23 protein-coding genes are annotated in these 23754 nt (G+C 62.6%); 10 read left to right on the forward strand and 13 right to left on the reverse strand.

Features of this window, described 5'->3' with window-relative positions:
- Nucleotides 1–47: 47 nt before the first annotated feature.
- Nucleotides 48–470, forward strand: coding sequence for a nucleoside-diphosphate kinase (ndk, locus tag M728_RS04440; protein WP_026612616.1), 423 nt, complete (start codon nucleotides 48–50; stop codon nucleotides 468–470).
- 70 nt (nucleotides 471–540) lie between these two features.
- On the opposite strand, the gene M728_RS04445 is transcribed toward ndk, so the two are convergent.
- Both M728_RS04445 and M728_RS04450 read right to left on the reverse strand, forming a co-directional pair.
- Nucleotides 541–1044: a hypothetical protein gene (locus tag M728_RS04445; protein WP_026619216.1), complete on the reverse strand. Its 504-nt coding sequence runs from the start codon at nucleotides 1042–1044 to the stop codon at nucleotides 541–543.
- Complete coding sequence (locus tag M728_RS04450) at nucleotides 1041–1598, reverse strand: CGNR zinc finger domain-containing protein (protein ID WP_026619217.1); 558 nt, start codon at nucleotides 1596–1598, stop codon at nucleotides 1041–1043. The genes M728_RS04445 and M728_RS04450 overlap by 4 nt, the downstream gene beginning before the upstream one ends.
- Before the next feature lie 66 nt (nucleotides 1599–1664).
- Here M728_RS04450 and M728_RS04455 point away from each other — a divergent pair, with 66 nt between their 5' ends.
- Complete coding sequence (locus M728_RS04455; protein ID WP_026619218.1) at nucleotides 1665–2561, forward strand: branched-chain amino acid ABC transporter permease; 897 nt, start codon at nucleotides 1665–1667, stop codon at nucleotides 2559–2561.
- Nucleotides 2562–2592: 31 nt separating this feature from the next.
- Here M728_RS04455 and M728_RS04460 read toward each other — a convergent pair whose 3' ends face one another.
- From M728_RS04460 to M728_RS04480, 5 genes are all read right to left on the reverse strand, one after another.
- On the reverse strand, nucleotides 2593–3063 hold the full coding sequence (locus tag M728_RS04460; protein ID WP_026619219.1) for a molybdenum cofactor biosynthesis protein MoaE: 471 nt from the start codon (nucleotides 3061–3063) through the stop codon (nucleotides 2593–2595).
- Nucleotides 3064–3068: 5 nt separating this feature from the next.
- On the reverse strand, nucleotides 3069–3329 hold the full coding sequence (gene moaD, locus M728_RS04465; protein ID WP_026619220.1) for a molybdopterin converting factor subunit 1: 261 nt from the start codon (nucleotides 3327–3329) through the stop codon (nucleotides 3069–3071).
- Nucleotides 3326–3913 (reverse strand): CDP-diacylglycerol--glycerol-3-phosphate 3-phosphatidyltransferase, encoded by a 588-nt coding sequence (gene pgsA, locus M728_RS04470; RefSeq protein WP_026619221.1) that lies wholly within the window; start codon nucleotides 3911–3913, stop codon nucleotides 3326–3328. Before pgsA ends, moaD begins: the two co-directional genes overlap by 4 nt.
- A 253-nt stretch (nucleotides 3914–4166) precedes the next feature.
- Complete coding sequence (gene uvrC / locus M728_RS04475; RefSeq protein WP_026619222.1) at nucleotides 4167–6188, reverse strand: excinuclease ABC subunit UvrC; 2022 nt, start codon at nucleotides 6186–6188, stop codon at nucleotides 4167–4169.
- The gene (locus M728_RS04480) at nucleotides 6185–6949 is read right to left on the reverse strand and encodes an SDR family oxidoreductase (RefSeq protein ID WP_026619223.1); all 765 of its coding nucleotides are present in this window, start codon (nucleotides 6947–6949) and stop codon (nucleotides 6185–6187) included. The genes uvrC and M728_RS04480 overlap by 4 nt, the downstream gene beginning before the upstream one ends.
- 364 nt (nucleotides 6950–7313) lie before the next feature.
- On the opposite strand from M728_RS04480, the gene M728_RS04485 reads away from it, so the two are divergent.
- On the forward strand, nucleotides 7314–7952 hold the full coding sequence (locus tag M728_RS04485) for an outer membrane protein (RefSeq protein WP_026612607.1): 639 nt from the start codon (nucleotides 7314–7316) through the stop codon (nucleotides 7950–7952).
- Between the two features lie 64 nt (nucleotides 7953–8016).
- Here the strand turns inward: M728_RS04485 and M728_RS04490 are convergent, their stop codons facing one another.
- The 4 genes from M728_RS04490 to M728_RS04505 are packed head-to-tail and all read right to left on the reverse strand — an operon-like array spanning nucleotide 8017 to nucleotide 10696.
- On the reverse strand, nucleotides 8017–8607 hold the full coding sequence (locus M728_RS04490) for a glutathione S-transferase (RefSeq protein WP_026619224.1): 591 nt from the start codon (nucleotides 8605–8607) through the stop codon (nucleotides 8017–8019).
- Nucleotides 8608–8624: 17 nt separating this feature from the next.
- A complete protein-coding gene (locus M728_RS04495) occupies nucleotides 8625–9371 on the reverse strand; it encodes a ribonuclease T(2) (RefSeq protein ID WP_051440823.1) in 747 nt (248 codons plus the stop codon).
- On the reverse strand, nucleotides 9332–9775 hold the full coding sequence (locus tag M728_RS04500) for a hypothetical protein (protein WP_026619226.1): 444 nt from the start codon (nucleotides 9773–9775) through the stop codon (nucleotides 9332–9334). The genes M728_RS04495 and M728_RS04500 overlap by 40 nt, the downstream gene beginning before the upstream one ends.
- Before the next feature lie 60 nt (nucleotides 9776–9835).
- On the reverse strand, nucleotides 9836–10696 hold the full coding sequence (locus M728_RS04505) for a 23S rRNA (adenine(2030)-N(6))-methyltransferase RlmJ (protein ID WP_026619227.1): 861 nt from the start codon (nucleotides 10694–10696) through the stop codon (nucleotides 9836–9838).
- A 68-nt stretch (nucleotides 10697–10764) separates the two neighbouring features.
- Between M728_RS04505 and M728_RS04510 the strand changes: the two genes are divergently transcribed.
- From M728_RS04510 to M728_RS04525, 4 genes are all read left to right on the forward strand, one after another.
- Nucleotides 10765–12897, forward strand: a complete 2133-nt coding sequence (locus M728_RS04510; RefSeq protein WP_026619228.1) for a molybdopterin-dependent oxidoreductase — start codon at nucleotides 10765–10767, stop codon at nucleotides 12895–12897.
- A gap of 28 nt (nucleotides 12898–12925) precedes the next feature.
- Nucleotides 12926–13522, forward strand: a complete 597-nt coding sequence (locus M728_RS04515) for an NUDIX domain-containing protein (protein ID WP_026619229.1) — start codon at nucleotides 12926–12928, stop codon at nucleotides 13520–13522.
- A gap of 95 nt (nucleotides 13523–13617) precedes the next feature.
- Nucleotides 13618–16227 (forward strand): bifunctional lysylphosphatidylglycerol flippase/synthetase MprF, encoded by a 2610-nt coding sequence (gene mprF, locus M728_RS04520; RefSeq protein ID WP_026619230.1) that lies wholly within the window; start codon nucleotides 13618–13620, stop codon nucleotides 16225–16227.
- Entirely contained in the window at nucleotides 16224–17603 is a 1380-nt protein-coding gene (locus M728_RS04525) for a virulence factor (RefSeq protein WP_026619231.1), read from the forward strand. The genes mprF and M728_RS04525 overlap by 4 nt, the downstream gene beginning before the upstream one ends.
- Nucleotides 17604–17667: 64 nt before the next feature.
- On the opposite strand, the gene purN is transcribed toward M728_RS04525, so the two are convergent.
- Together purN and purM are read right to left on the reverse strand one after the other, a co-directional pair.
- Entirely contained in the window at nucleotides 17668–18333 is a 666-nt protein-coding gene (gene purN, locus M728_RS04530) for a phosphoribosylglycinamide formyltransferase (protein WP_026619232.1), read from the reverse strand.
- Nucleotides 18330–19400 carry a phosphoribosylformylglycinamidine cyclo-ligase gene (gene purM / locus M728_RS04535; RefSeq protein WP_026619233.1) on the reverse strand — a complete coding sequence of 357 codons (1071 nt, stop codon included), beginning with the start codon at nucleotides 19398–19400 and terminating at the stop codon, nucleotides 18330–18332. The genes purN and purM overlap by 4 nt, the downstream gene beginning before the upstream one ends.
- Nucleotides 19401–19639: 239 nt before the next feature.
- Here purM and M728_RS04540 point away from each other — a divergent pair, with 239 nt between their 5' ends.
- The 3 genes from M728_RS04540 (at nucleotide 19640) to M728_RS04550 (ending at nucleotide 23749) form a co-directional block, all read left to right on the forward strand.
- On the forward strand, nucleotides 19640–20761 hold the full coding sequence (locus M728_RS04540) for an AI-2E family transporter (protein ID WP_026619234.1): 1122 nt from the start codon (nucleotides 19640–19642) through the stop codon (nucleotides 20759–20761).
- 22 nt (nucleotides 20762–20783) lie between these two features.
- Entirely contained in the window at nucleotides 20784–21473 is a 690-nt protein-coding gene (hdaA, locus tag M728_RS04545) for a DnaA regulatory inactivator HdaA (protein WP_026619235.1), read from the forward strand.
- A gap of 65 nt (nucleotides 21474–21538) precedes the next feature.
- A complete protein-coding gene (locus M728_RS04550; protein ID WP_026619236.1) occupies nucleotides 21539–23749 on the forward strand; it encodes an RNA degradosome polyphosphate kinase in 2211 nt (736 codons plus the stop codon).
- The last annotated feature ends 5 nt before the right edge of the window (nucleotides 23750–23754 follow it).

The raw sequence follows: 23754 nt of genomic DNA on the forward strand, positions 1-23754 counted from the left end.
GCGGCTAATGAACCGCCACTTTTCTCAAGAAACGAGGGATTGAGCCAATGGCGATTGAACGTACCTTTTCGATGATCAAGCCGGATGCGACGAAGCGCAACCTGACCGGCGCCATCACCAAGATGCTCGAAGATGCCGGCCTGCGCGTCGTTGCTTCGAAGCGCGTCTGGATGAGCCGCCGCGAAGCCGAGGGCTTCTACGCCGTTCACAAGGACCGCCCGTTCTTCGGCGAACTGGTCGAGTTCATGTCCTCCGGCCCGACCGTCGTTCAGGTCCTTGAAGGTGAGAACGCCATTGCCAAGAACCGCGAAGTGATGGGCGCCACCAACCCGGCCAACGCTGCCGAAGGCACCATTCGGAAGGTTCATGCGCTGTCGATCGGCGAAAACTCGGTTCACGGTTCCGATGGTCCGGAAACGGCTGCCGAAGAAATCGCCTACTGGTTCGCAGGCACCGAGATCGTCGGCTGATCCACTTTCTTCGCATCGGTCCCTAAAGACCTGAAATGATTCCTTGAAACGGGGCGGAGACGCCCCGTTTTTATGCGGGGCAAGCGGCCATGTCGAAACGTGTTGGCGCCAATCCGTTCCTGAAAACTTCCGGGTTCTTCTCGTAGGCGGGGCCTACGACCAACGGCCTTGCTGGCATGACGCTCTGATCGATGTCGGAAATCACCGTCGTTTCCAGTTTCTGCAGCGTTGCCCCGTCCGGCCCCTTGATCTCGATCGTCACGGCATAAGGCCTCTCCTTCCTGACGCAGGTGATGTCGGGGCTTTCAAGGACGACCTTGTCGAGCTTCGGGAAGAGCTTGCGCGTAAGCGTCAGCGGTTCGCCGCCGGCCGGGTTCTCGAAAGTCGCCATGACCACGCTGCCGTCCGGCACCGGTTCCGTCTTCTGGAGCGTGATCGTGTAGGTGGCATAAGCCAACCGATAGTTGAAGACGAACATCTTGCCGGTGAGCTTCAGGGGGTCCGGCCCCGTTTCGCGCTGGCAACCGGCGAGCATCACGGCCGCGACCAGAGCGGGCAGCACGACATTCTTCATGGCAGGGTTCCTTTCTTGTTGCGGCGATAGTGGCGCCTCGCCTTCGTCCGGTTGCCGCAAACGGCCATGTCGCACCATGTCCGGCTTTTGTTGCGGCTGCGGTCGAGGAACAGCCATTCGCAATTGGGGCAGATCTTCAGGCGCTCGGGCTCCGGGCTGGCGATAAGGCTGAGCGCCGAATGCGCGGTGGCCGCGTCCAGCGACGTGCCTTTCGCGTTCACGGGCTGGCGCAGCACGGTGGCGATCGCCTCGAGCAAGTCCGCAAGCAGGTCGGGCCGATCTTCCGCGCGCACCACCGCGCGGAAATGACGGTCCGTCGCATCGCGCAATTCGATCAATGACTTTCGGTTTTCGGGTCGGGCAGGGAGAAGGGGGCCGAAACGCTCTCTTTCGAAGCCGTAGCGATTGGCGGCCTCCGCAAAGGCATCCATCGCCAAGGGCTCCGCGAAGCGGTCGATGCGGCGCTCGGGATCGAAGCGCAGGACGACGGAATTGGCCACATCCAACGCCAATGCGCCGCCGGCGAATCTATGTGCGGTCCATGTGAAGCTCATCCGAATTCCTAACTAGTAAAGCTCATTTTACCAGTTATAGTACTTCTGTCACTATGCGGATGCGTCATGGCCTATTTTCTCCAGCAAATCGCCAATGCCGTGCCGGTGGCAGCGCTTTACGCCGCGCTCGCCTTCGGCTATGCGATCGCTTTTGCCGTCACACGACGAGCGGATCTGACCTACGGCGCACTCTTCGCCTTTGCCGGGCAGATGTTCGTGCTCTTCGCGGATTTCGGCTGGAACCGGCTCTGGCTGGTAATGCCGGCGGCGCTTGGCCTCGGAGCGGCCGCGGCACTGACCTTCGGGCTTGGCGCCGGTGTCGTCGCCGGACGCTATGTCATGCGGCCCCTGGCCTTCTCCTCGGCCAATGCCGTGGTCGTTGCCTCGCTGGGCAGCCTGCTGGTGCTCATGGAGACCGCCCGGCTCGCCTCGGAGACGCGGAGCCTGTGGCTGCCGCCCTTCCTGAACGACGTCATCGTGTTCTGGCCGAACCCCGAATTTCCGGTGGCGCTGACCGTCGTCCAACTCATCAACACCGCGCTGATGGCGGGCCTCGTTGCCGGCGGCCATTGGCTGTTGGCCCACTCCTATGTCGGACGCTACTGGCGCGCCGTCTCGGAGGATCGCGAGGCTGCCGCACTCTGCGGCATCAACCCGGCAACCGTCTACATCGTCGCCTACGGCGCGGCGTCGCTGATTGCGGCTTTCTGCGGAATCCTCGCCGCTTCCTATTACGGCAACATGGATTTCGGCACCGGCTTGACCTTCGGTGTCAAGGTCCTCTTCATTGCCGCGATCGGCGGGCAGACGGCACCGCTGTTGGCGGCGCTCGGAGCAGCCGGGGTCGGCCTTATCGAGACGCTATGGAGCGCCTACGGGCCGATCCTCTGGCGCGATTTCGCGATCTTCGGATTCCTGGTGATCGTGCTGGTGGTAACGCGCCGGGAAAAGGCAATTCCCTGATGAGGGTGGATGGAGTCGACTCGGCCTGAACCTAAGGCTTGCGCGTCCAGCGATCGCGCGCCGCGTCATCGGCATCTTTGGCACTGACCCAATCACCCGTACGGCCATCGACATGGTGTTCCTTCTTCCAGAAGGGAGCCGACGTCTTCAGGAAGTCCATGATGAAGTTCGCCCCATCGAACGCCGCCTGCCGGTGCGGCGAGGCGGCGATCACCAGGACGATGTTTTCGCCGGGCGTGATCGTGCCGAAACGATGAATCGCGACTGCGGCCTGCAGACCGAAGCGTTCGACCGCCTCGTGGCAGATCCGCTCGATTTCCGCCTCGGCCATGCCAGGATAATGTTCGAGTTCAAGTGCGCTGAGCGCTCCCGCCTCGTCACGGCAAAGTCCGGAGAAGGTGACGACGGCGCCGATGTCGCTCCGCTCTCGGCGAAGCCCGGAGACTTCGGCGTCAAGGTCGAAGTCTTCGCGCTGGACGCGCACGATGACGGGGACGTTCATCGCCTTCAGCCGCCTGTCATCGGCGGGAAGAGGGCGATCTCGCGGGCGCCGGCGATCGGCTCGCCGTGATCGACATGTTCCTGATTGATCGCCGCGCGGATGACGTTCTGGTGTTCGAACGCGGCTTTGTATTCCTCGCCCCGGGTCTTCAGATGCGCGATCAGATCGGCGACGGTGACGACATCCGCCGGCAGTTCCAGCATCTCCTCACCCTTGCCGATACGCTCCCGTACCCAGGAAAAATAGACGAGGTTTACGGTGCTCATTCGTTGACCACATGTTTGAGGCCGGCGCGGAAGTAGTCATAGCCGGTGTAGAGCGTGATTGCTGCCGCGATCCACAGGAGCAGAATACCCGCTTCGGTGATATAGGGCACGATCTTATCGCCAGCGGGACCGGCAAGCAGGAAGGCAATCGCCACCATCTGGATGGTCGTCTTCCATTTGGCGATCCGCGTCACGGGCACGCTGACCTTGAGCGCCGCCAGATACTCGCGCAGCCCGGAGACGAGGATTTCGCGGCAGAGAATGATGATGGCCGCCCAGATCGACCAGCCGGCGATCGTCCCGTCTGCTGCGACGAGCAGCAGGATCGATGCAACGAGCAGCTTGTCGGCGATCGGATCGAGCATGCGGCCGATATTCGACGTCTGCTTCCATACACGGGCGAGATAACCGTCGAAGAAGTCGGTGATCGAGGCGGTGATGAACAGGACGAGTGCTATCCAGCGCGCAAAATCCGAGCTGTGAAGCCTGCCCTCGATGAAGAAGCAAAGGACGATCAGCGGTACGATGAGGATACGAAAATAGGTCAGGAGATTGGGGACACTATAGGCAATGGGCGTTGGCATGGACTCGGTTTCTCTGGACACGACAATCCCTCATTTCCCGCGATCTAGGGTCATCGGCGCGATCTATTCTCATTCGGTTGGAGCAGGAGAGGCTTGACTTGTCTTTCCCATGCCACCGGGTTTCAGGTGTACAGAATGACTTTGCGACCACAAGGTCAACAGCCATTGTGCAACGATTGTCATATTTGCGGGATTTCGTCTGAACACAGGCTGAATTGCGCCAGCAGTTCAATACGCTGCAGCGACCCGCAGGTCATTTGGCGGCGTCCTCGTGGAAATGTTCGTAGACGAGGCGAGCCACCGTTTCCGAAATGCCGTTAACGGCCATCAGGTCGTTGATGCCGGCGCGCGAGACCGCCTTCGCGGTGCCGAAATGGGTAAGGAGCGCCCGCTTGCGCGTCGGGCCGATCCCGGCGATCTCGTCGAGCGGGTTCTTCACCATCTCCTTCTTCCGCCGCGCCCGGTGCGAGCCGATCGCAAAACGGTGGGCTTCGTCGCGTAGCCGCTGGATGAAGTAGAGCACCGGATCGCGAGGCGGCAGCGTGAAGCTTTCCTTGCCTTCGACAAAGAAGCGTTCGCGGCCGGCCTCGCGATCGACGCCCTTGGCAACACCGATCGCCGTCACGCAGTCCTCGACATCGAGTTCCTTGAGAATGGCGCGAACGGCCGTCATCTGTCCCTGGCCGCCGTCGATCAGGATGACGTCCGGCCACGCCGGAAACGTGGCGTCTTCACTGGCTTCGGCCGAACGGTCCGGCTTGCCTTCCTCTTTCAGCAGGCGCGAGAAGCGCCGCGTCATGACTTCGCGCATCATGCCGAAGTCGTCGCCGGGCGTGATGTCGGTCGATTTGATGTTGAACTTGCGGTACTGGCCTTTGACGAAGCCTTCGGGGCCGGCGACCACCATACCGCCGACCGCATTGGTGCCCATGATGTGGGAGTTGTCGTAGATCTCTATCCGTCGCGGCACGCGAGCGAGCTTGAAGGTCTCGGCGAAGCCTTCGAGCAGGCGCGACTGGGAGGCGGTCTCGGCGAGCTTGCGGCCATGAGCCTCACGGGCGTTCGCGAGCGCGTGCTCGACGAGATCTTTCTTCTCGCCCCGCTGCGGCACGAGGATCGAAACCCTGTAGCCGGATTTCTCGCTGAGCGCCTGGGCGAGCAGCTCCTGCTCCTCGACCGTCTCGCAGAGGAGGATCTGCCGCGGGCACGGCTTGTCATCGTAGAACTGCGCCAGAAACGCGCTGAGCACCTCGCTTGCGGGGAGCGAAGGGTCGGCTTTCGGGAAGTAGGCGCGGTTACCCCAGTTCTGCCCGGTGCGGAAGAAGAACACTTGGATGCAGGAAATGCCGCCTTCGTGGTGAATGGCGAAGACATCCGCTTCCTCGACGCCGGCCGGGTTGATGCCCTGGTGGCTTTGGACATGGCTCAGCGCGGCGAGGCGGTCGCGATAAAGCGCCGCGCGCTCGAAATCGAGATTCTCCGAGGCTTCCGCCATCGCCGCGGCAATGGTCTCCTTTACCGCTTGGCTCTTACCGGAGAGAAAGTCCTTTGCCTCGCGGACGAGCTCCGCATAGTCGGCATCGCTGATTTCGCCCGTGCAGGGCGCCGAACAGCGCTTGATCTGGTAGAGCAGGCAGGGACGCGTGCGCGTCTCAAAGACGCTGTCGGTGCAGGTTCTGAGAAGAAAGGCCCGCTGCAGCGAGTTGATGGTGCGCCCGACGGCACCGGCGGACGCGAAGGGGCCGAAATAGTCGCCTTTGCGGCTGCGCGCGCCGCGATGCTTGTAAAGCGCGGGCGCCCGGGTGTCGCCGGTGACGACGATATAGGGAAAGGACTTGTCGTCGCGTAGAAGCACGTTGAAGCGCGGACGCAGGCGCTTGATGAGGTTGGCTTCGAGCAGCAGCGCTTCGATCTCGGTCCGCGTCGTCACGAATTCCATGTTCGCGGTTTCGCGTACCATGCGCGCGATGCGGTTCGAATGGCCGCGTCCCTGGGCGTAGTTGCTCACCCGCTTCTTCAGGCTGCGAGCCTTGCCGACATAAAGCACGTCGCCGGCTTCGTTCAGCATCCGGTAGACGCCGGGTCCGTTCGGCAGAAGCTTGACAAAAGCCTGGATCAGCTCGGCGCCCCGGAGCCCTTGGGTTTCGGGCTGGCGCTCCGTCCATACGATCGCAGGTGCCGGCTTGCTCTCGGTCACCTTGAGCAGCTCGTCGTCCTCGTCGGTCTCAGTGCCGTCATAAAGGATGCCGCCATCCGTGGGCGTCTGCCCGTTCATTCCACTATCTCCCGAATATCCGGCGTCTCCCAGGCAAGGTGCTGCCCGCCGTCAAGCGCGATCATCTGTCCGGTAACCGACGGCGTGTCGAAAAGGAAGCGGATCGCGCGTCCGAACTCATCGAGTGCCGGGCCGCGTTTGAGGATCAGCGCCTCGACCTGCGCCTCGAAATCGCGCGGGTCCTGCCGTTCGTTCGGCAGCGTCGGTCCCGGTCCGATGCCGTTGACGCGAATGTCGGGGGCAAGCGCCTGGGCCATGGTCTGGGTTGCCGTCCAAAGCGCCGACTTGGATAGCATATAGGAATAAAAGCGCGGATTTGGAGACCAGACGCGCTGATCGATCACATTGACGATGAGCCCGGAAACGTTCTCCGGTCGCTGGCGCGCGAAATCGCGGGCGAGCAGGGAAGGGGCTTTGACATGCAGTGCGAAATGCCGCTCCCACACGGCATCGTCAAATTCCTCCAGACTGTCCTTGTTGAATACCGAGGCATTGTTGACGAGAAGATCGAGCGGGCCGAGCAGCTCGGCCGCTTCTTCGATCAGCCCGGATGCGGCATCGACCTCGGTGAGGTCCGCCCTAAGGGCTACCGCCTTGGCGCCGGCCGCTCTGACCGCTGCGGCAAGCGTCTCGGCCTCCGCGAACGAATCGTTCGCATGAATGGCCACCGCGAACCCGTGTGCCGCCAAATCCTCAACTATTGCCCTACCGATGCGTCGAGCGCCGCCGGTAACAAGCGCCGCCTTGATTGTCCTTTTCAACGTATCTTCCCGTTCCTCGAATCCGCTTTCTGAGTGGAGGAAGATATAGGCAAGAAGCGGTCGGCTGAACCTCTCCCCGAACGATTCATTTCTGAAAAATTAACGTGATCGACGTAATTTGCATTATTTCGTAATGTTACAGTATATATTTCGTTAATCTTGAATTATGGTTAATAAAACCCCTGTGTCTGCAGTGCAACATCCAAGTTTGGCCGTGTTCGAGCCACCAAAATTTCACATTTTGGCTCTTGAGATTCCGCATTTCCTGATCAATTTCGAGCCAACCGGGCGGGTTAATCACAGATGTCCGGTGTTTCGTTGAAGAACAACTGCAACGGAACGCTGGTTCGAAAAGGAGAATAGTATGCGTACGCTCACCACCACCCTCATGGCCTCGGCCATGGCTCTCGTTGCCTTCCAGGCCGCCCACGCCGCAGATGCGGTTGACGAAGTCCCGGCCGCCCCGGCTGCCGAATACACCGAACCGGCAGTCAAGAACTGGTCCGGCGCCTATGTCGGCGGCACGGTAAACTGGCACCATGGCGAGGCCGACGCGACCGGCGGCAACACCTCCGCCGGCTTCGGCGGTGGTCTCTATGGCGGCTACAACGTTCAGAACGGGCAGATGGTCTACGGCGGTGAAGCCGACGTCAACTATGCCGGCAACGACTCCCACTCCAGCGGCCGCCGCGTCAAGCAGGGCGTCAACGGTTCGGTCCGCGGCCGCGTCGGCGTCGACCTCAATCCGGTGCTGGTCTACGGCACGGCAGGTGTTGCCCTTGGCAATGCCGAGCTTAAGACGCCCGCAGGTTCCGACGACAAGACCCTCGTCGGCTGGACGGCCGGTGTCGGCGCCGAAACCTTTGTCACCGACAACATCACCGCGCGTGCCGAATACCGTTACACGGACTACGCTTCCAAGGACTTCCGCACGGGCGGCACGACCGTCTCCTCCGGTTACGACGAGCACAGCGTCCGTCTCGGTATGGGCGTCAAGTTCTGATCCGGACAACGGGATCGCAAAAAAGGCCGGGGCGACCCGGCCTTTTTCATGGCGTAAGTTTTTTTCACGCCTTGAACTTCGAATAGTCGGGAAAATGCTTCTCGAACTTGGCAGGCCACTTCTCGAGCTGCGGCCGCCCGTTCTGCCATTCGCCGGCGAAGCGCAGCTCGATGTAGCGTAGCATGGCTGCCAGCGCGAAGTGGCCAGCATTGAGTTTGCCGCTCGTCTTGGGCAGGTTCGCGTTGAGATAATCGAGCCCCCGTTCCACCTTTTCCCATTGCCGGTCGATCCAGGGCTGATGCACCTTCTCTGGCGGATGGAAGCGTTTCTCGTAGACGATCGCAAGCAGACTGTCGCAAATGCCGTCGCAGAGCGCCTCGAAGATCTCGACCTTGGTGCGCTTTGTCGGGCTCTTCGGGTAGAGCTTGCCCTTCGCTTCGCGGTCGATGAAATGCATGATCGCCCGGCTGTCGTAGATCGCCTGGCCATCCGCGGCGATCAGCGTCGGGATCTTGCCGAGCGGGTTGCTCTCGATCAGCTCCGGCGGATTGGCGTTGGTATCCGTCAGAACACTCTCGGCGGCGAGGCCGACGTGATGGGCGGCCATGCGGACCTTGTTCGAATAGGGGGAGGCGGGCGAGTAGAGTATCTTCATCCTGTGTCTTTCCGTTGTCATGGTGTGGCAGGCAGCAAGACCGTGTCTCGCCTGCAGGCCTGGCGATCCACTTCAGGGCAGGCCCGGAAGTTCAGTTCCTTATCGAAGCAGATCCTGATTTCTTCAAGCAGCCTGCCTTCGCAGGTAACAGCGATCGTCGCCCCCGTCATTCCGGGATTTTTCGCAACGAAGGCGGCCTCGATCGCCGATACGGCGAGGTCGCGGCGTCCGCCGGACGCCAATTCGGGAGGGATGGCAACCCTCTCTCGGGCTGCGCGCGTAACTGCGAAATAGTCGCGCTGGCTGAGCCCGGAGCAGGTGCCGTGCTTGCGCCACTGATGACCGATCAGGCCCATCGAGGGAATGAGATCGAAATATTGCCGCCAGAGCGATTCGGGCACGCGGTCCGGTTGGCGGGTAGGGCAATATTCCGGATAGCCGTTTTCATTTTGAGGCCAGAGCCCGTGCACGATCAGCCCGCGGTCATTGCTGGCTTCACATTGATCGGATTTCCCCTTCGGGTCATTCGCGCCGCACCAGGTCGGCGACCAGGAGAGGGAAAGGACGTAGAAATCGAAACCCGTCCCAACGGGGACGGGTGTTTTGACCACCGCTGCCGGGCTATCGCCGCTGGAATTCGACGCCGCGTTCCTGCCGTCTTCATTGCTGCAGCCGACGATCGTGAAAAGGACGACGATTGCCGGCGGCAGCTTGCCCGCCGCAATCAACGAAGCGAAGCGCAATTGGCGCCGTAGACATACCACGGGTCAAGTCCACCGATGCAGAACTCGATACTCCTGCCGACACCGGCGAAGCCCCAGGGCCGCTCGATCAGATACCAGAGCGGGCGCCGCACGCCGTCCGTCGTCACTGCCGTTCCGTAGCAATATTCGCGTTCCACGAGATGCGTGTAGTCGCGTGGCTCGTATCGACTAAGACCCATGTCGCGGATCTCGGCGATCGCGATGTTCGCGTGAAGATAGTTGGCCGCCTTGTAGTCAAAGCGCCGAGTGATGAAGCCGAGGACGGAGGGCTCGCCGCAAACGCCGATATCGTAGGTCGGTTTGACGACGGCAGGCTCGGCAAAGTCAGCGGCCGCGGCGCTGCTGACAGCACCTGTGGCGAGGGAAAGCGAGGTGAGAAGCATTGCGGCAAGCTTGCGAGTCATGGCCATCTCCCTGAATCGTATGGAGAGATTGAGGCTAGCAAGCCTGATCCGTCAAGGCCCTCAGTTGAGAGGTGTCTCACCGCGCAGCCAGAAGGAGCGTGCCGATGCGAAACGATCCTGGGCCAGCCGTTCCTTCAAGAATGGCAGCAGGATGTCGAGTTCACGTTTCAGCGTGTAAGGCGGATTGACGATGATCAGGCCCGATCCTGCGAGCCCCGTGACGTCCCGGTCGCTTCGCACCGAAAGTTCGGCGCAGAGCATTTTCGGGATTTCCAATGCCCTCAGCGCCTCATGAAAATTCTTGATCGGCGCGCCTTTCTTCAACGGATACCAGAGGCAGTAGATGCCACCGGCGAAGCGGCGATGGGCTCTCGCTAACCCGTCCACCAGCCGCTCATATTCACCTTCGACCTCGAAGGGCGGGTCGACGAGAACGAGGCCGCGCTTTTCCTTGGGCGGCAGATGGGCGCCGAGCGCCAGCCAGCCGTCGAGCCGGGTGATGCGGCTCTGGAAATCGCCTTCGAACAGCCGGTGCAGTGTTTCGTAATCCTCGGCATGCAGCTCCATGGCCGATAGCCGGTCCTGCGGACGAAACAGCATACGGACAAGCTTCGGAGAACCCGGGTAGAGCGTGAGTCCTCCGGCCGGATTGAGATCGCGAACGGCCGAGAGATAAGGCGCAAGGATTTCGACGACAGGTGCGGGAAGCTCGGCCTCGATCAGCCGGCCGATGCCCTCGCGCCACTCGCCGGTCTTTTGCGCTTCATCGCTCGAAAGATCATAGAGCCCGATGCCGGCATGGGTGTCGAGCACACGGAAGGCCTTGTCCTTCTGCTTGAGATAAGTGACGAGCCGTGCCAGCACCGCGTGCTTCAACACGTCGGCAAAGTTGCCTGCGTGGTAGATATGGCGATAGTTCATAAGAGCCGCCGATGGCTGCGATCAATTGTTTCGATGGATGGCGAATGGGGCTTTGAGCCTATTTAGGGATGCCATATAGAAAAGCCATGAACGTTGCGAGCCCAATCAAAGCAGAAAAATCGATCGGCCATTCGGTCTGTCCACATGACTGTCCGTCGGCCTGTGCGCTGGAAGTCGACCTGACAGCGGAAGGCCGGATCGGCCGCGTGCGCGGCGCCGCCGCAAACAGCTACACGGCCGGCGTCATCTGCGCCAAGGTGGCGCGCTATGCCGAGCGCATCTATCATCCCGGAAGGCTGATAGTCCCGCAGCGTCGGGTCGGCGCGAAGGGCGAGGGGAACTGGCAGGAGATTTCCTGGGAGGCGGCGCTCGACGAGATCGCCGATCAATTCCTCAAGGCCGAGCAGAAGCACGGCTCGGAAGCGGTTTGGCCCTATTTCTATGCGGGCACGATGGGACAGGTGCAGCGCGATTCGATCGAGCGGCTGCGTCACGCCAAACGCTATTCCGGCTTCTTCGGCTCGATCTGCACCAACATGGCCTGGACCGGCTTAACCATGGCGACGGGAGCCTTACGCGGTCCGGATCCGCGCGAAATGGCCAAGGCCGATTGCGTCGTGATTTGGGGCACGAATGCGGTGGCCACCCAGGTCAACGTGATGACGCATGCGGTGAAGGCGCGCAAGGAGCGCGGCGCCAAGATCGTCGTCATCGACATCTACGACAACCCGACCGTCAAGCAGGCCGATATGGGCCTGGTGCTGAAGCCCGGAACCGATGCGGCGCTCGCTTGCGCCGTCATGCACATCGCCTTCCGCGACGGCTATGCCGACCGGGACTACATGGCGAAATTCGCCGACGATCCCGCCGGTCTCGAGGCGCATCTGAAGACGCGCGGTCCGGAGTGGGCTGCCGCCATCACCGGCCTCGCGGTCGAGGAGATCGAAGCCTTCGCCAAGCTCGTTGGCACCACGCCCAAGACCTATTTCCGTCTCGGTTACGGTTTCACCCGGCAGCGCAACGGCTCCGTGGCGATCCACGCCGCCGCTTGCGTTCCGACCGTGCTCGGCTCCTGGAAGCATGAGGGCGGCGGCGCCTTCCATTCCAACAACGACATCTTCAAGCTGGACAAGCGTGAGCTCGTCGGCACCGCTTTGCACGATCCCGGCGTGCGCATGTTAGACCAGTCGCAGATCGGCCGCGTCCTGACCGGCGACGCCGAAGCACTGCGCCATCGCGGTCCGGTGACGGCGCTGCTCATCCAGAACACCAATCCGGTCAATGTCGCGCCGGAGCAGCGGCTGGTGAAGCGGGGCTTCCTGCGCGACGATCTCTTCGTCGCCGTGCACGAACAGTTCATGACGGACACCGCGCAGCTAGCGGATATCGTCGTACCGGCCACCATGTTCCTCGAGCATGACGATCTCTATCGCGGCGGCGGCCATCAGCATATCCTCATCGGCCCGAAGGTCGTCGAACCGCCGCCGACGGTGCGCACCAACCTCTTCGTCATAGAGGAACTGGCAAAGCGCCTCGGCATTGCCGATTGTCCCGGCTTCGGCCTGACGGAGCGGCAGCATATCGACCGGCTGCTCGCCAACTACGGCATCGGCTATGACGAGATGAAAGAGCGGAAATGGCTCGATTGCCAGCCGGCTTTCGAGGACGCGCATTTCCTCAAGGGCTTCGGCCATCCGGACGGCAAGTTCCGCTTCAAGGCGGATTGGACGGGCACGCCGGCACCCAACCGGCCGCCGCAGTCGATGGGGCTGCAGGGGCCGCACGACCGTCTTCCCGAGTTCCCCGATCATGTCGAACTGATCGAGGTGACGGATGAGCGCCATCCGTTCCGTCTGGCGACCTCGCCCGCCCGCTCCTTCCTCAATTCCACCTTCTCCGAAACCCCCTCCTCGATCGAGAAGGAGGGCCGGCCCGAGGTCATGGTCCATGCGGAGGATGCCGCCGAACTCGGCATTGCCGACGGCGGTATCGTCAGGCTGGGAAACGGGCGCGGCGAGATCCGCCTGCATGCGAAAATCGGCGGTGGCGCCCGCCGGGGTGTCGTCGTCGCCGAAGGGCTTTGGCCGAACGGCGCCCATCTCGACGGCGAAGGGATAAACGTCTTGACCGGAGCCGACGCCGTCGCGCCCTATGGCGGCGCGGCGTTCCACGACAACCGGGTCTGGATAAGCCGGGCGTGACTAGCCCATCCTCGAACAAGGATTACCAATGACGAAATCCGTCGACTCGCGCTGTCGGATCATCGATCGCCGAACGCTCTGGAATGGCTTCATCAATCTCGAGCAGATCACGCTTGAACAACAGATGTCCGACGGCAGCACTGCGCGGCTCGTGCGCGAGGTGCACGACCACGGCCGCGCGGCGACGATCCTGCTCTTCGATCCGGAGCGGCAGGTGGTCGTTCTCGTCCGCCAGCTCCGCATTCCGGTCTTCATGCAGGGAGAGCCTGCGTATCTCATCGAAACGCCGGCCGGCCTTCTCGATGGCGAGGAGCCGGAAGTCGCGATCTGCCGTGAAGCCATGGAGGAAACCGGCTACCGCATCGAAAGCGCCATGCATCTCTTCGACGCCTATATGAGCCCCGGCGCGATAACAGAGCGCACGAGCTTCTTCCTCGGCCGCGTCGACATCTCCAAGAAGGTGGCCGCCGGCGGCGGACTTGCCCATGAGGGTGAGGACATCGAAGTGCTGGAAATTCCCTTCGAGGAGGCCGTCGCCATGATCGGTACCGGCGAGATTTGCGACGCCAAGACCATCATGCTCCTGCAATGGGCGATGTTGAACCGTACCGCGCTTGCAGCTTAACCCTTTGAAACAACGTACATTACCGATAATTCACTTTTTGTCAGGGCCTTACTGCGTTAAACCGCTCGTGTCTTCTTCAACGACCCGGGCGAACCATGGCGTCCTCTCCCTCTCACGAGATTGAAGCACAAGATCAAGCGGTCGTGAGGGGATGGCGGCCGTTCCTGAGGCGCAATCAGCGCTATCTCTCCGCCGCTGGCACACTCGTCGTGATTGCGCTCTTCGGAGCCGCGATCTTTCATCTGACGGCAGAGGTGCAATATGGGGACGTCGTCTCGGCACTGGCCGATACGAGCTGGTGTTCGGTGGCTGCGGCCGTCCTGTTCACGGGCCTGAGTTTTCTGGCGCTCACCTTCTACGACGTCGGCGCCCTCGACTATATCCGGCGCAAGCTCCCCTATGCCGATGTCGCGCTGACGGCCGCCTGCGCCTATGCGGTCGGCAACACCGCCGGCTTCGGCCCGTTGAGTGGCGGTGCGATCCGATATCGATCCTATTCGCGACTCGGCCTCGAACCTGACGATATTGCTCGCGTCATCGCCTTTGTGACGCTCGCCTTCGGGTTGGGCCTCGCGGCCGTTGCCTGTCTGAGCCTGCTTGCTGTCGGTGAGCACGTCGCGCCGCTTACCGGCCTCGATGCGTTCTGGCTGCGCATAATAGCCGCCGTCGTGCTCGCCGGCTTGCTCGCGGTCCTGATAGCCGGGCGCAGCGGCCATGCGTTCAGCATCGGGCGCTTCACCCTGCGCCTGCCGGATTCCAGGACATCGTCGCGCCAGTTCCTGGTGACGGCGCTCGATCTTGCCTCATCCGCGACTGTTCTCTACGTGCTCCTGCCAAGCGGAACGATCGGCTGGCCGGCTTTTCTTGCAATCTATTCGATTGCCGTCGGGCTCGGCGTGCTCAGCCACGTGCCTGCGGGGCTTGGTGTCTTCGAGACTGTGATCGTCGCGACCCTTGGGCATGCGGCCGATGTCGACGCGATCCTCGGCGCGCTCGTCCTCTACCGCCTGATCTATCACGTCCTGCCGCTGCTGGTCGCGCTCGTTGTGATCGTCGGGATCGAGCTGCGCCAGCTCGCCGGCCACCCGGTCGCCTCCAGCCTGCGCCGTGCCGGCGGCCGCATGACGCCGCTTCTGCTTGCCACGCTCGCACTGGTGCTTTCCCTCATGCTGGTGCTGTCGAGTGTGACGCCGACGCCGGACGAGAACCTGGCCTTCCTCGCGAACTATGTCTCTCTTCCGATCGTGGAAGGAGCGCATTTCCTCGCGAGCCTGCTCGGGCTGGCGCTCTTCATCGTGGCGCGAGGACTGGCGCTGCGTCTCGATGGCGCCTGGTGGGTGGCGATCGTGATCGCGCTCGCGGCGCTCCTGCTTTCGTTGGTGAAGGCGGTGGCGCTCGGAGAGGCCGGCATCCTCGCCTTCTTCCTTGTCGGTCTGCTCGCGAGCCGCCGCCTCTTCGTTCGTCCGGCTTCGCTCTTCGGTCAGGCGTTGACGCTGCCCTGGCTCACTGCCCTCGGCGTCATCTGCCTCGGTGCCTTCGTCGTCCTGCTCTTCGTTTATCGCAACGTCGAGTACAGCCACGAACTCTGGTGGCAGTTCGAATTCTCGGCGGAGGCTCCGCGTGGTCTTCGCGCGCTGCTTGGGGTGACGATCGGCGCGAGCGCGGTGGCGATCTGGAGTCTCATGCGTCCGGCCGCGACTGCGATCGCGCCTGCCTCCGACGAGGATATGGAGCGGGCGATCACCATACTCGAGACGCAGGACATGTCCGACGCCAATCTCGTGCGCATGGGTGACAAGAGCATCATGTTCTCTGCCGACGGCCGCGCCTTCATCATGTATGGCCGCTGGGGGCGCTCCTGGGTCGCGCTTTTTGATCCTGTCGGTCCGGTGGAAGCCTGGCCGGACCTCATCTGGCAGTTCATCGAGACGGCACGATCCAATGGCTGCCGGGCCGTCTTCTATCAGGTTTCGCCGCGCGGGCTTGCCTATTACGCCGATGCGGGCTTGAGAGCCTTCCGCCTCGGCGAGCTTGCAGAGGTCGATCTCACGCGCTTCGAGATGAAGGGCGGTAAATGGGCGACCTTGCGCCACCAGGTGAGCCGCGGCCAGCGCGATGGTCTGGAGTTCTCGGTGGTGGAGCCCGCGGAGGTGCCGGCCATCCTCCCGGAACTCGCCGCCATTTCCGATGCCTGGCTTGCGCATCACAATGCTCGGGAGAAGGGCTTTTCGCTCGGCGCCTTCGATCCGCAATATCTCGTGACGCAGCCGGTCGCGATCCTTAAGTGCCAGGGGCGCATCGTCGCCTTCGCCAACATCCTCCTCACGGGCACGAGGGAGGAGGGCTCGGTCGACCTCATGCGCTTTTCGCCGGAAGCGCCGAAGGGGTCGATGGACTTCCTGTTCGCGCAGCTCATGGAACACCTGAAGGCGCAAGGCTACAGGCGCTTCAATCTCGGCATGGCACCGCTTTCCGGCATGTCCTCCCGCAGCACGGCGCCGGTCTGGGATCGCGCCGGCCGGACTTTCTACGAGCACGGCGAGCGTTTCTACAACTTCAAAGGTCTGCGCGCCTTCAAGTCGAAGTTCCACCCGCACTGGCAGCCACGCTATCTGGCGGCGAGCGGCGGCCTCAATCCCATCCTCGCGCTCATGGACGCGACGTTCCTGATCGGCGGCGGCATCAAGGGAGTGATCAAGAAATGACCCGCATGGCAAGAATCTGGAAAGGCGCTGCCCTGGCGGCGCTGATTGCCGCGGTGGCGAGCCTCCCCTCAGCGGCCGAAGAGGCGAGATTCGACACTGGCATGATCCCATCGCCGCATATATTGTTCCCGAAACAGGACGCATCCGGGCTCGTCGTGCTGCTTTCCGGCGCGGACGGCTGGACGGAAAACGAAAATGCCGTTGCGCGCTCGCTTTCCGGCGAGAATGCACTCGTCGTCGGCATCGACCTCAAGGCCTATCTGGCAGCGCTCGCCGAGGACGACGGAGATTGCATCTACACCGTCTCGGACATCGAATCCTTGAGCCAGCAGGTTCAACGCGCCGCCGGCAGCGGTGCCTATCGCCCGCCGGTCGTCGCCGGGGTGGGCGCCGGCGGCGCCATGGCGCTGGCGATCGCCGCCCAATCTCCCGCCGCGACGATTGGCAAGACCTTCGCGGTCGATCCCGAAGAGGGCATTGCCTTGACCAAACAGCTCTGCACTCCGGCCGAGAAGGTGGCGAAGGGTGACCGCATGGCCTATGGCTTGACTGACGGAACCTTGCCGGATCCGGTCAGCGTCACGTTCTCACCCTCGGCGTCCGCCGAGGGGCGCCAACATGTCGCGGCGCTCGTTGCGAAGCACCCGGACATCGAAACCACGGACACGGAGGACGGCGCCTATGCCGCCCTGTCCGGCGCCCTCTCGGAATATCTGCAGGAGGGCGACGAAGCCGACGACCCGTTTGGGCTCCCTCTGACCGTCCTCGACGCGAAGCCCTCGCGCGATACCATGGCGGTGATCTATTCCGGCGATGGCGGCTGGCGCGATATCGACAGGGAGGTCGGCAATGCCCTGCGGCAGCAAGGTGTGCCGGTGGTCGGGGTGGATTCGCTCCGCTATTTCTGGTCCGAGCGCCAGCCGCAGGCGACCGCCGACGACCTCGCCCGGATCATCAGCTATTATCGAAAGCGCTGGAATGTCCGCAACGTGCTGCTGATCGGATATTCCTTCGGCGCCGATATCCTGCCGCGCACCTACAATCTGCTTCCACCCGCGGCCCGCGCCGGCGTGCGCCAGGTGACGCTCATGGCGCTGTCGCATCAGGCCGACTACAAGATTTCCGTCCTTGGTTGGCTCGGCGCCGAAGGCGAGGGGAGCGCGGGCGACCCGGTGGACGATGTGAAGGCGATCGATCCGTCGCTCGTGCAGTGCATCTACGGCACGGACGAAGAGGACGACGCCTGTCCGGAACTGAAGCCGTCCGGCGTCGATGTGGTTGCGATCGACGGCGGCCACCATTTCGACGGCGACTATCCTGCTCTGACCCGCCGGGTGCTCGACGCGCTCGATCGGCGGCTCGCAGCTGCGAAGTGATCTGCTTCGGTCAGGAGCAAGGGCTGTAGTTATAAGGGGGTTGGCTACGTCTGTACGTTTGCTATCAGATCGCGGGAGATATCAGCGTGCCGGATGCCTCGCCGCCGGCCTCGCTTGTCGCGCGCCCGGATTCCATCCGCACCTTGCCCTCGGCAACAAGCTTCAGCGCCAGCGGATAGGTCTTGTGCTCGACCGTGAGGACGCGCGCGGCAAGCGTTTCCGGCGTGTCGCCCGGAATAATCGGAACGGCGGCCTGCGCGACGATCGGGCCGTCGTCCATGCCCTCGGTCACGAAGTGCACCGTGCAGCCCGCAATCTTCATGCCGGCGTCGATCGCGCGCTGATGCGTATGAAGCCCGGGAAAGAGCGGCAGCAGCGATGGATGGATGTTGAGGATGCGGCCCTCGTAGCGCTGGATGAACGCCGCGGAAAGAAGCCGCATATAGCCGGCCAGACAGAGGAAATCCGGCCGGAGCCGGTCGAGTTCGGCAAGAATTGCCGCTTCGTGCGCGTCCTTGCTGGCGAAGTCCCTGCGGACGAAGGAGAAGGTCGGAATGCCGAAGCCGGCCGCCTTCTCCAGGCCGCCCGCGTCCGCCTTGTCGGCGATGACGGCGATGACCTCGGCCGGAAAATCCGGCGCGGTGGCGGCCTTTACCAGCGAAACCATGTTGGACCCGCCGCCGGAAATGAAGACGACAACCCGCTTCTTTCGATCCGCGGTCACGCTCATAGGGCGAGGCTGCCTTTGTAGATCGTGCCGGCCGCGCCCTCGGCGCGCGCAACCATCCGGCCGAGCGCAAAGACCGTTTCGCCTTCGCAGGCAAGCACCTGAGCGACCCTGTCCGCCTCCGCCGCGGGAACGACGGCGATCATGCCGACGCCGCAATTGAAGGTGCGCAGCATCTCGTTGGCGGCAACCCCGCCGGTCTTTGCCAGCCAGGAGAAAACGGCCGGCGGCTTGATGGCGTCGAGGTCGATCTCGGCGGCGAGGTGCTTCGGCAGCACCCGCGGAATATTCTCGGGGAAGCCGCCGCCGGTGATGTGCGCCAGTGCCTTGATCGCGCCGGTCTCGCGGATCGCCTTCAGGAGCGGCTTTACATAGATGCGGGTCGGCGTCATCAGGAGGTCGGCGAGCGTACCTTCGCCGAAGGGGGCCGGCGCGTCCCAGGCAAGGCCTGACAGCGAAACGATCTTGCGCACCAGCGAATAGCCGTTCGAATGCACTCCGGAGGAGGCGAGGCCGAGGATGACGTCGCCTTCGGCAATGTCGCCGGCCGGCAGAAGCTGTCCGCGCTCGGCCGCGCCGACGGCAAAACCGGCGAGGTCGTAGTCGCCGCCGGAGTACATGCCCGGCATCTCGGCCGTCTCGCCGCCGATTAGCGCACAGCCTGCCTCGCGGCAGCCGGCGGCGATGCCGGCGACAATCGCCGTGCCCTGGTCGGGATCGAGCTTTCCGGTCGCGAAATAGTCGAGGAAGAACAAGGGTTCGGCGCCTTGAACGACGAGATCGTTGACGCACATGGCGACGAGGTCGATGCCGACGGTGTCGTGCTTGTTGGCATCGATCGCGATCTTTAGCTTGGTGCCCACACCGTCGTTCGCGGCAACCAGGACCGGATCGGAGAAACCCGCTGCCTTGAGATCGAAGAGGCCGCCGAAACCGCCGATCTCGCCGTCGGCACCGGGACGCCGGGTCGAGCGGACGTGCGGTTTGATCTTCTCCACCATCAGGTTGCCGGCATCGATATCCACGCCTGCATCGCTATAGGTGAGGCCGTTCTTTCCCGACTGGCTCATGCTCGTTCTCCAAGGCTCGTCGCGTATTGCGGATGCGATTGGCACGAGAGCCGGAGGAGTGCAAGCGGAGAGGCCGGCATTGCGGTCTTTTTTCACGATTTTGCCCTTGTCCCTCTGGCGCCGAGCACCAAGACTGCGGATTGAGGACCGTCGGGCTTGACCTCCGCGCACGCCGCACCCTATCTCGTCCGACGAAGGGACGCGCGGCACGGTGTGTCGGACGCGCGACGGGGAACGCCATGGGCAATCGGGTCAGCGGTTTGGGACTTCAGCGCCAGCTTTTCTTCTGGCTTCTGGTGCTCGCCGGCTTCATCATCTTCCTGACGATCTTCAGTTCCATCCTGCTGCCATTTCTCGCCGGCATGGCGCTCGCCTATTTCCTCGACCCGGTGGCCGACCGGCTGCAACGGCTGGGCCTCAGCCGCCTGATGGCGACAATCGTCATTCTGGTCGCCTTCGTCGTCGTTTTCGCATTGTCACTGATGATCATCATACCGCTGATCTTCACGCAGGCCGCCGATTTCCTTCAGAAGATGCCCGGCTACGTCTCTAGGCTCCAAGCCTTTATCACTGACACCACCCAGTCGACCATCGTGCCCGATTGGCTCGAGGGTCAGATGGCCGCGATCAAAGAGAATTCGGCCAAGCTTCTAGAGCAGGGCGCACTCTTCCTCGGCACCTTGTTCCAGCAGCTTTGGAACTCCGGCATGGCGCTGCTCGACATTCTGTCGCTCTTCATCATTACGCCGGTCGTCGCCTTCTATCTGTTGCTCGACTGGGATCACATGGTCGAGAAAGTGGATAGTTGGATCCCGCGCGACCATGTGGAGGTCGTGCGCCAGATCGCCCGTGACATGAACGTGACGATCGCCGGCTTCGTTCGCGGTCAGGGATCGCTCTGCGTTATCCTCGGCGTCTACTACGCCGTCGGCCTGTCCCTGGTCGGCCTCAATTTCGGGCTGCTGATTGGCTTTTTTGCCGGCATGATCAGCTTCATCCCTTATGTCGGTTCGCTGGTCGGCCTTGTCCTTGCCGTGGGCGTCGCGCTTGTTCAGTTCTGGCCGGACTATATCTGGATCGCGCTCGTCCTCGTCGTTTTCTTCACCGGTCAGTTTCTCGAGGGCAACATTCTGCAGCCGAAGCTGGTCGGCAAGAGCGTCGGCCTTCATCCAGTCTGGCTGATGTTTGCGCTGCTCGCCTTCGGCGCGCTCTTCGGCTTCGTCGGCCTTCTCGTCGCGGTGCCGGCGGCGGCGGCGATCGGCGTTCTTGTTCGCTTCGGCATACAGCGGTACCTTGATAGCGATCTCTATCACGGGCATAGGACAGCGGCGAACCAGCAGGAAGGCAAAGACCCCCGCTGAGTGCCATCGTCCAGAGCAAAGCATGACAAGACGCCCTCACGAACAACTGCCGCTCGTCTTCGGCCATGATCCGTCCACGGGTCGGGAGGATTTGCTCGTTTCCGACCGGCTGAGCGCGGCCATCGCCATCGTCGATCACTGGCCGGATTGGCCATCCCCCGTCGTCATCATCGCCGGACCGGTCGGCTCCGGCAAATCGCATCTCGCCAGCATCTGGCGCGACAAATCGGGAGCCGAGGCGATCCATCCCGTCGCCGGCTCGAACGCCGCCGACATCGCCGCATTGAGCCCTGTTCTCTTCGAGGATGCAGATCGCGAGGGCTTCGACGACACGGCGCTCTTCCATGTCATCAATAGCGTGCGCCAGAACGGCACGGCATTGCTGATGACATCGCGGCTGTGGCCTATGTCCTGGCCGGTGACGCTCCCTGACCTCCGTTCCCGCTTGAAGGCCGCTACGGTCGTCGAGATCGGCGAGCCCGACGACGAGCTGCTGACGCAGGTGCTGATCAAGCTTTTCGCCGACCGCCAGCTTCTCGTCGACGAACGCCTCGTCGGCTATATCGTCGCGCGCATGGAGCGCTCCTTGGAGGCGGCCCAGACGGTCGTCGAGCGGCTGGATCATATGGCGCTCGCCCGCGGCACGCGGCTGACGCGCGCGCTCGCCGCAGAAGTCTTGGAGGAGCTGGCAAATGCCGGCCGGCCGGATTGACTGTCACAGTTCCGTCGTCAAAGTGGGATAGCGCGTTCATTCGGAGTAATGGGGTTTTGAAGGGCATGGACAAGGCGACGTCTGCAATCACCGAACACGAGGCGCCTGTTGAGCAAAAACGTGAAGCGCCCGTGGAGCAGTTTGATCTCCTGACGGCCCCGGAGCGTTTCATCAACCGCGAATTCTCCTGGCTTCAGTTCAATCGCCGCGTCCTCGAAGAGACGCTGAACACCGCTCATCCGCTCCTTGAGCGCGTCCGCTTCCTTTCGATCTCGGCCGCCAACCTCGATGAATTCTTCATGGTTCGCGTCGCGGGTCTCGAGGGGCAGGTGCGTTCGGGACTTTCGCTGCGCAGCCCCGATGGCAAGACGCCGGCCGAGACGCTCGACGAAATCCTGCAGGAGGTCGACAATCTCCAGATGGAGCAGCAGGCGTCGCTTGCCGTCCTGCAGCAATATCTTGCCAAGGAAGACATTCTCATCGTCCGCCCGGCATCTCTGTCGGCGCAGGACAGGAGCTGGCTCGCCAACGAATTCGACCAGTCGATCTTTCCGGTCCTGACGCCGCTGTCGATCGACCCGGCGCACCCGTTCCCGTTCATCCCCAATCTCGGCTTCTCGATCGGGCTGCAACTCGTCAGCAAGACTGGCCGCGAGCCGATGACGGCGCTCCTGCGCCTGCCGGTGGCGCTCGACCGGTTCATTCGCCTGCCTGACGTCAAGAACGTCATTCGCTACATCACGCTCGAAGACGTTGTCGGCCAGTTTATAGACCGCCTCTTTCCAGGCTATGAGGTGCAGGGCTCGGGCACGTTCCGTATCATTCGCGACAGCGATATCGAAGTCGAGGAAGAGGCGGAAGACCTTGTCCGTCTATTCGAGACGGCGCTGAAGCGCCGCCGTCGCGGGTCGGTGATCCGGATCGAGACAGATTCCGAGATGCCCGCCTCGCTGCGCCAGTTCGTGGTGCACGAGCTCGGCGTTCCGGAAAATCGTGTCGCCGTTTTGCCCGGCTTGCTCGCGCTCAACACGCTCTCGGAAATCACCAAGGCGCCGCGGGAGGACCTGCGCTTCGAGCCCTACAATCCGCGCTTCCCCGAGCGCGTACGCGAGCATGGCGGCGATTGCCTTGCCGCCATCCGTGAGAAGGACATGGTGGTTCACCACCCCTACGAGTCCTTCGATGTCGTCGTGCAGTTCCTGTTGCAGGCGGCGCGTGATCCGGACGTGCTGGCGATCAAACAGACGCTCTATCGAACCTCGAACGACAGCCCGATCGTGCGCGCGCTGATCGACGCCGCTGAGGCCGGCAAGTCGGTGACGGCGCTCGTCGAGCTGAAAGCCCGCTTCGACGAGGAAGCCAACATCCGTTGGGCGCGCGATCTCGAGCGTGCCGGCGTTCAAGTGGTCTTCGGCTTCATCGAATTGAAGACCCACGCAAAGATGTCGATGGTCGTGCGCCGCGAGGAGGGCAAGCTCAGGACCTATTGCCACCTCGGAACCGGCAACTATCACCCGGTCACGGCGAAGATCTACACCGACCTGTCGTTCTTCACCTGCAATCCGGTGATGGCCCACGACATGGCGAATATCTTCAACTTCATCACCGGCTACGGCGAGCCGGAGGCCGGCATGAAGCTGGCGGTCTCGCCCCACACGCTGCGCCCGCGCATCCTGAAGCATGTCGATGAAGAGATCGCGCATGCGGAGGCGGGCCGGCCGGCGGCGATCTGGATGAAGATGAATTCGCTCGTCGATCCGGACATCATCGATGCGCTCTATAGGGCCAGCCGCGCGGGCGTCGAGATCGATCTCGTCGTGCGCGGTATCTGCTGCCTGCGTCCGCGGGTGCCCGGTCTCTCCGACAATATCCGCGTCAAATCCATCGTCGGCCGCTTCCTTGAGCATTCGCGCATATTCTGCTTCGGCAACGGACACGGCCTTCCCTCGGAAAATGCTCTTGTCTATATCGGCTCGGCGGATATGATGCCGCGCAATCTGGACAGGCGGGTCGAGACGCTCGTGCCGCTCATCAACCGCACTGTGCACGAACAGGTTCTTTCGCAGATCATGCTGGGCAATCTCATCGACAACCAGCAGAGCTACGAGATTCTGGCCGACGGCACCTCGCGTCGGATGGAGGTGGGCAAGGACGCCGAGCCGTTCAACGCGCAGCATTATTTCATGACCAACCCGAGCCTTTCGGGTCGGGGTGAAGCTCTGAAGTCCAGCGCACCGAAGCTGATTGCCGGCTGGAAAAGCGGTTGGCGCAAGTAAACTGG

The sequence above is a fragment of the Ensifer sp. WSM1721 genome (assembly GCF_000513895.2).
Taxonomy (GTDB): Bacteria; Pseudomonadota; Alphaproteobacteria; order Rhizobiales; family Rhizobiaceae; genus Sinorhizobium.

Bases quoted from the DNA above. Each gene is read 5' to 3' on its own strand.
- ndk (WP_026612616.1), top strand. From the start codon at position 48: ATGGCGATTGAACGTACCTTTTCGATGATCAAGCCGGATGCGACGAAG.
- M728_RS04445 (WP_026619216.1), bottom strand. From the start codon at position 1,044: ATGAAGAATGTCGTGCTGCCCGCTCTGGTCGCGGCCGTGATGCTCGCC.
- M728_RS04450 (WP_026619217.1), bottom strand. From the start codon at position 1,598: ATGAGCTTCACATGGACCGCACATAGATTCGCCGGCGGCGCATTGGCG.
- M728_RS04455 (WP_026619218.1), top strand. From the start codon at position 1,665: ATGGCCTATTTTCTCCAGCAAATCGCCAATGCCGTGCCGGTGGCAGCG.
- M728_RS04460 (WP_026619219.1), bottom strand. From the start codon at position 3,063: ATGAACGTCCCCGTCATCGTGCGCGTCCAGCGCGAAGACTTCGACCTT.
- moaD (WP_026619220.1), bottom strand. From the start codon at position 3,329: ATGAGCACCGTAAACCTCGTCTATTTTTCCTGGGTACGGGAGCGTATC.
- pgsA (WP_026619221.1), bottom strand. From the start codon at position 3,913: ATGCCAACGCCCATTGCCTATAGTGTCCCCAATCTCCTGACCTATTTT.
- uvrC (WP_026619222.1), bottom strand. From the start codon at position 6,188: ATGAACGGGCAGACGCCCACGGATGGCGGCATCCTTTATGACGGCACT.
- M728_RS04485 (WP_026612607.1), top strand. From the start codon at position 7,314: ATGCGTACGCTCACCACCACCCTCATGGCCTCGGCCATGGCTCTCGTT.
- M728_RS04490 (WP_026619224.1), bottom strand. From the start codon at position 8,607: ATGAAGATACTCTACTCGCCCGCCTCCCCCTATTCGAACAAGGTCCGC.
- M728_RS04500 (WP_026619226.1), bottom strand. From the start codon at position 9,775: ATGACTCGCAAGCTTGCCGCAATGCTTCTCACCTCGCTTTCCCTCGCC.
- M728_RS04505 (WP_026619227.1), bottom strand. From the start codon at position 10,696: ATGAACTATCGCCATATCTACCACGCAGGCAACTTTGCCGACGTGTTG.
- M728_RS04510 (WP_026619228.1), top strand. From the start codon at position 10,765: ATGCCATATAGAAAAGCCATGAACGTTGCGAGCCCAATCAAAGCAGAA.
- M728_RS04515 (WP_026619229.1), top strand. From the start codon at position 12,926: ATGACGAAATCCGTCGACTCGCGCTGTCGGATCATCGATCGCCGAACG.
- mprF (WP_026619230.1), top strand. From the start codon at position 13,618: ATGGCGTCCTCTCCCTCTCACGAGATTGAAGCACAAGATCAAGCGGTC.
- M728_RS04525 (WP_026619231.1), top strand. From the start codon at position 16,224: ATGACCCGCATGGCAAGAATCTGGAAAGGCGCTGCCCTGGCGGCGCTG.
- purN (WP_026619232.1), bottom strand. From the start codon at position 18,333: ATGAGCGTGACCGCGGATCGAAAGAAGCGGGTTGTCGTCTTCATTTCC.
- purM (WP_026619233.1), bottom strand. From the start codon at position 19,400: ATGAGCCAGTCGGGAAAGAACGGCCTCACCTATAGCGATGCAGGCGTG.
- M728_RS04540 (WP_026619234.1), top strand. From the start codon at position 19,640: ATGGGCAATCGGGTCAGCGGTTTGGGACTTCAGCGCCAGCTTTTCTTC.
- hdaA (WP_026619235.1), top strand. From the start codon at position 20,784: ATGACAAGACGCCCTCACGAACAACTGCCGCTCGTCTTCGGCCATGAT.
- M728_RS04550 (WP_026619236.1), top strand. From the start codon at position 21,539: ATGGACAAGGCGACGTCTGCAATCACCGAACACGAGGCGCCTGTTGAG.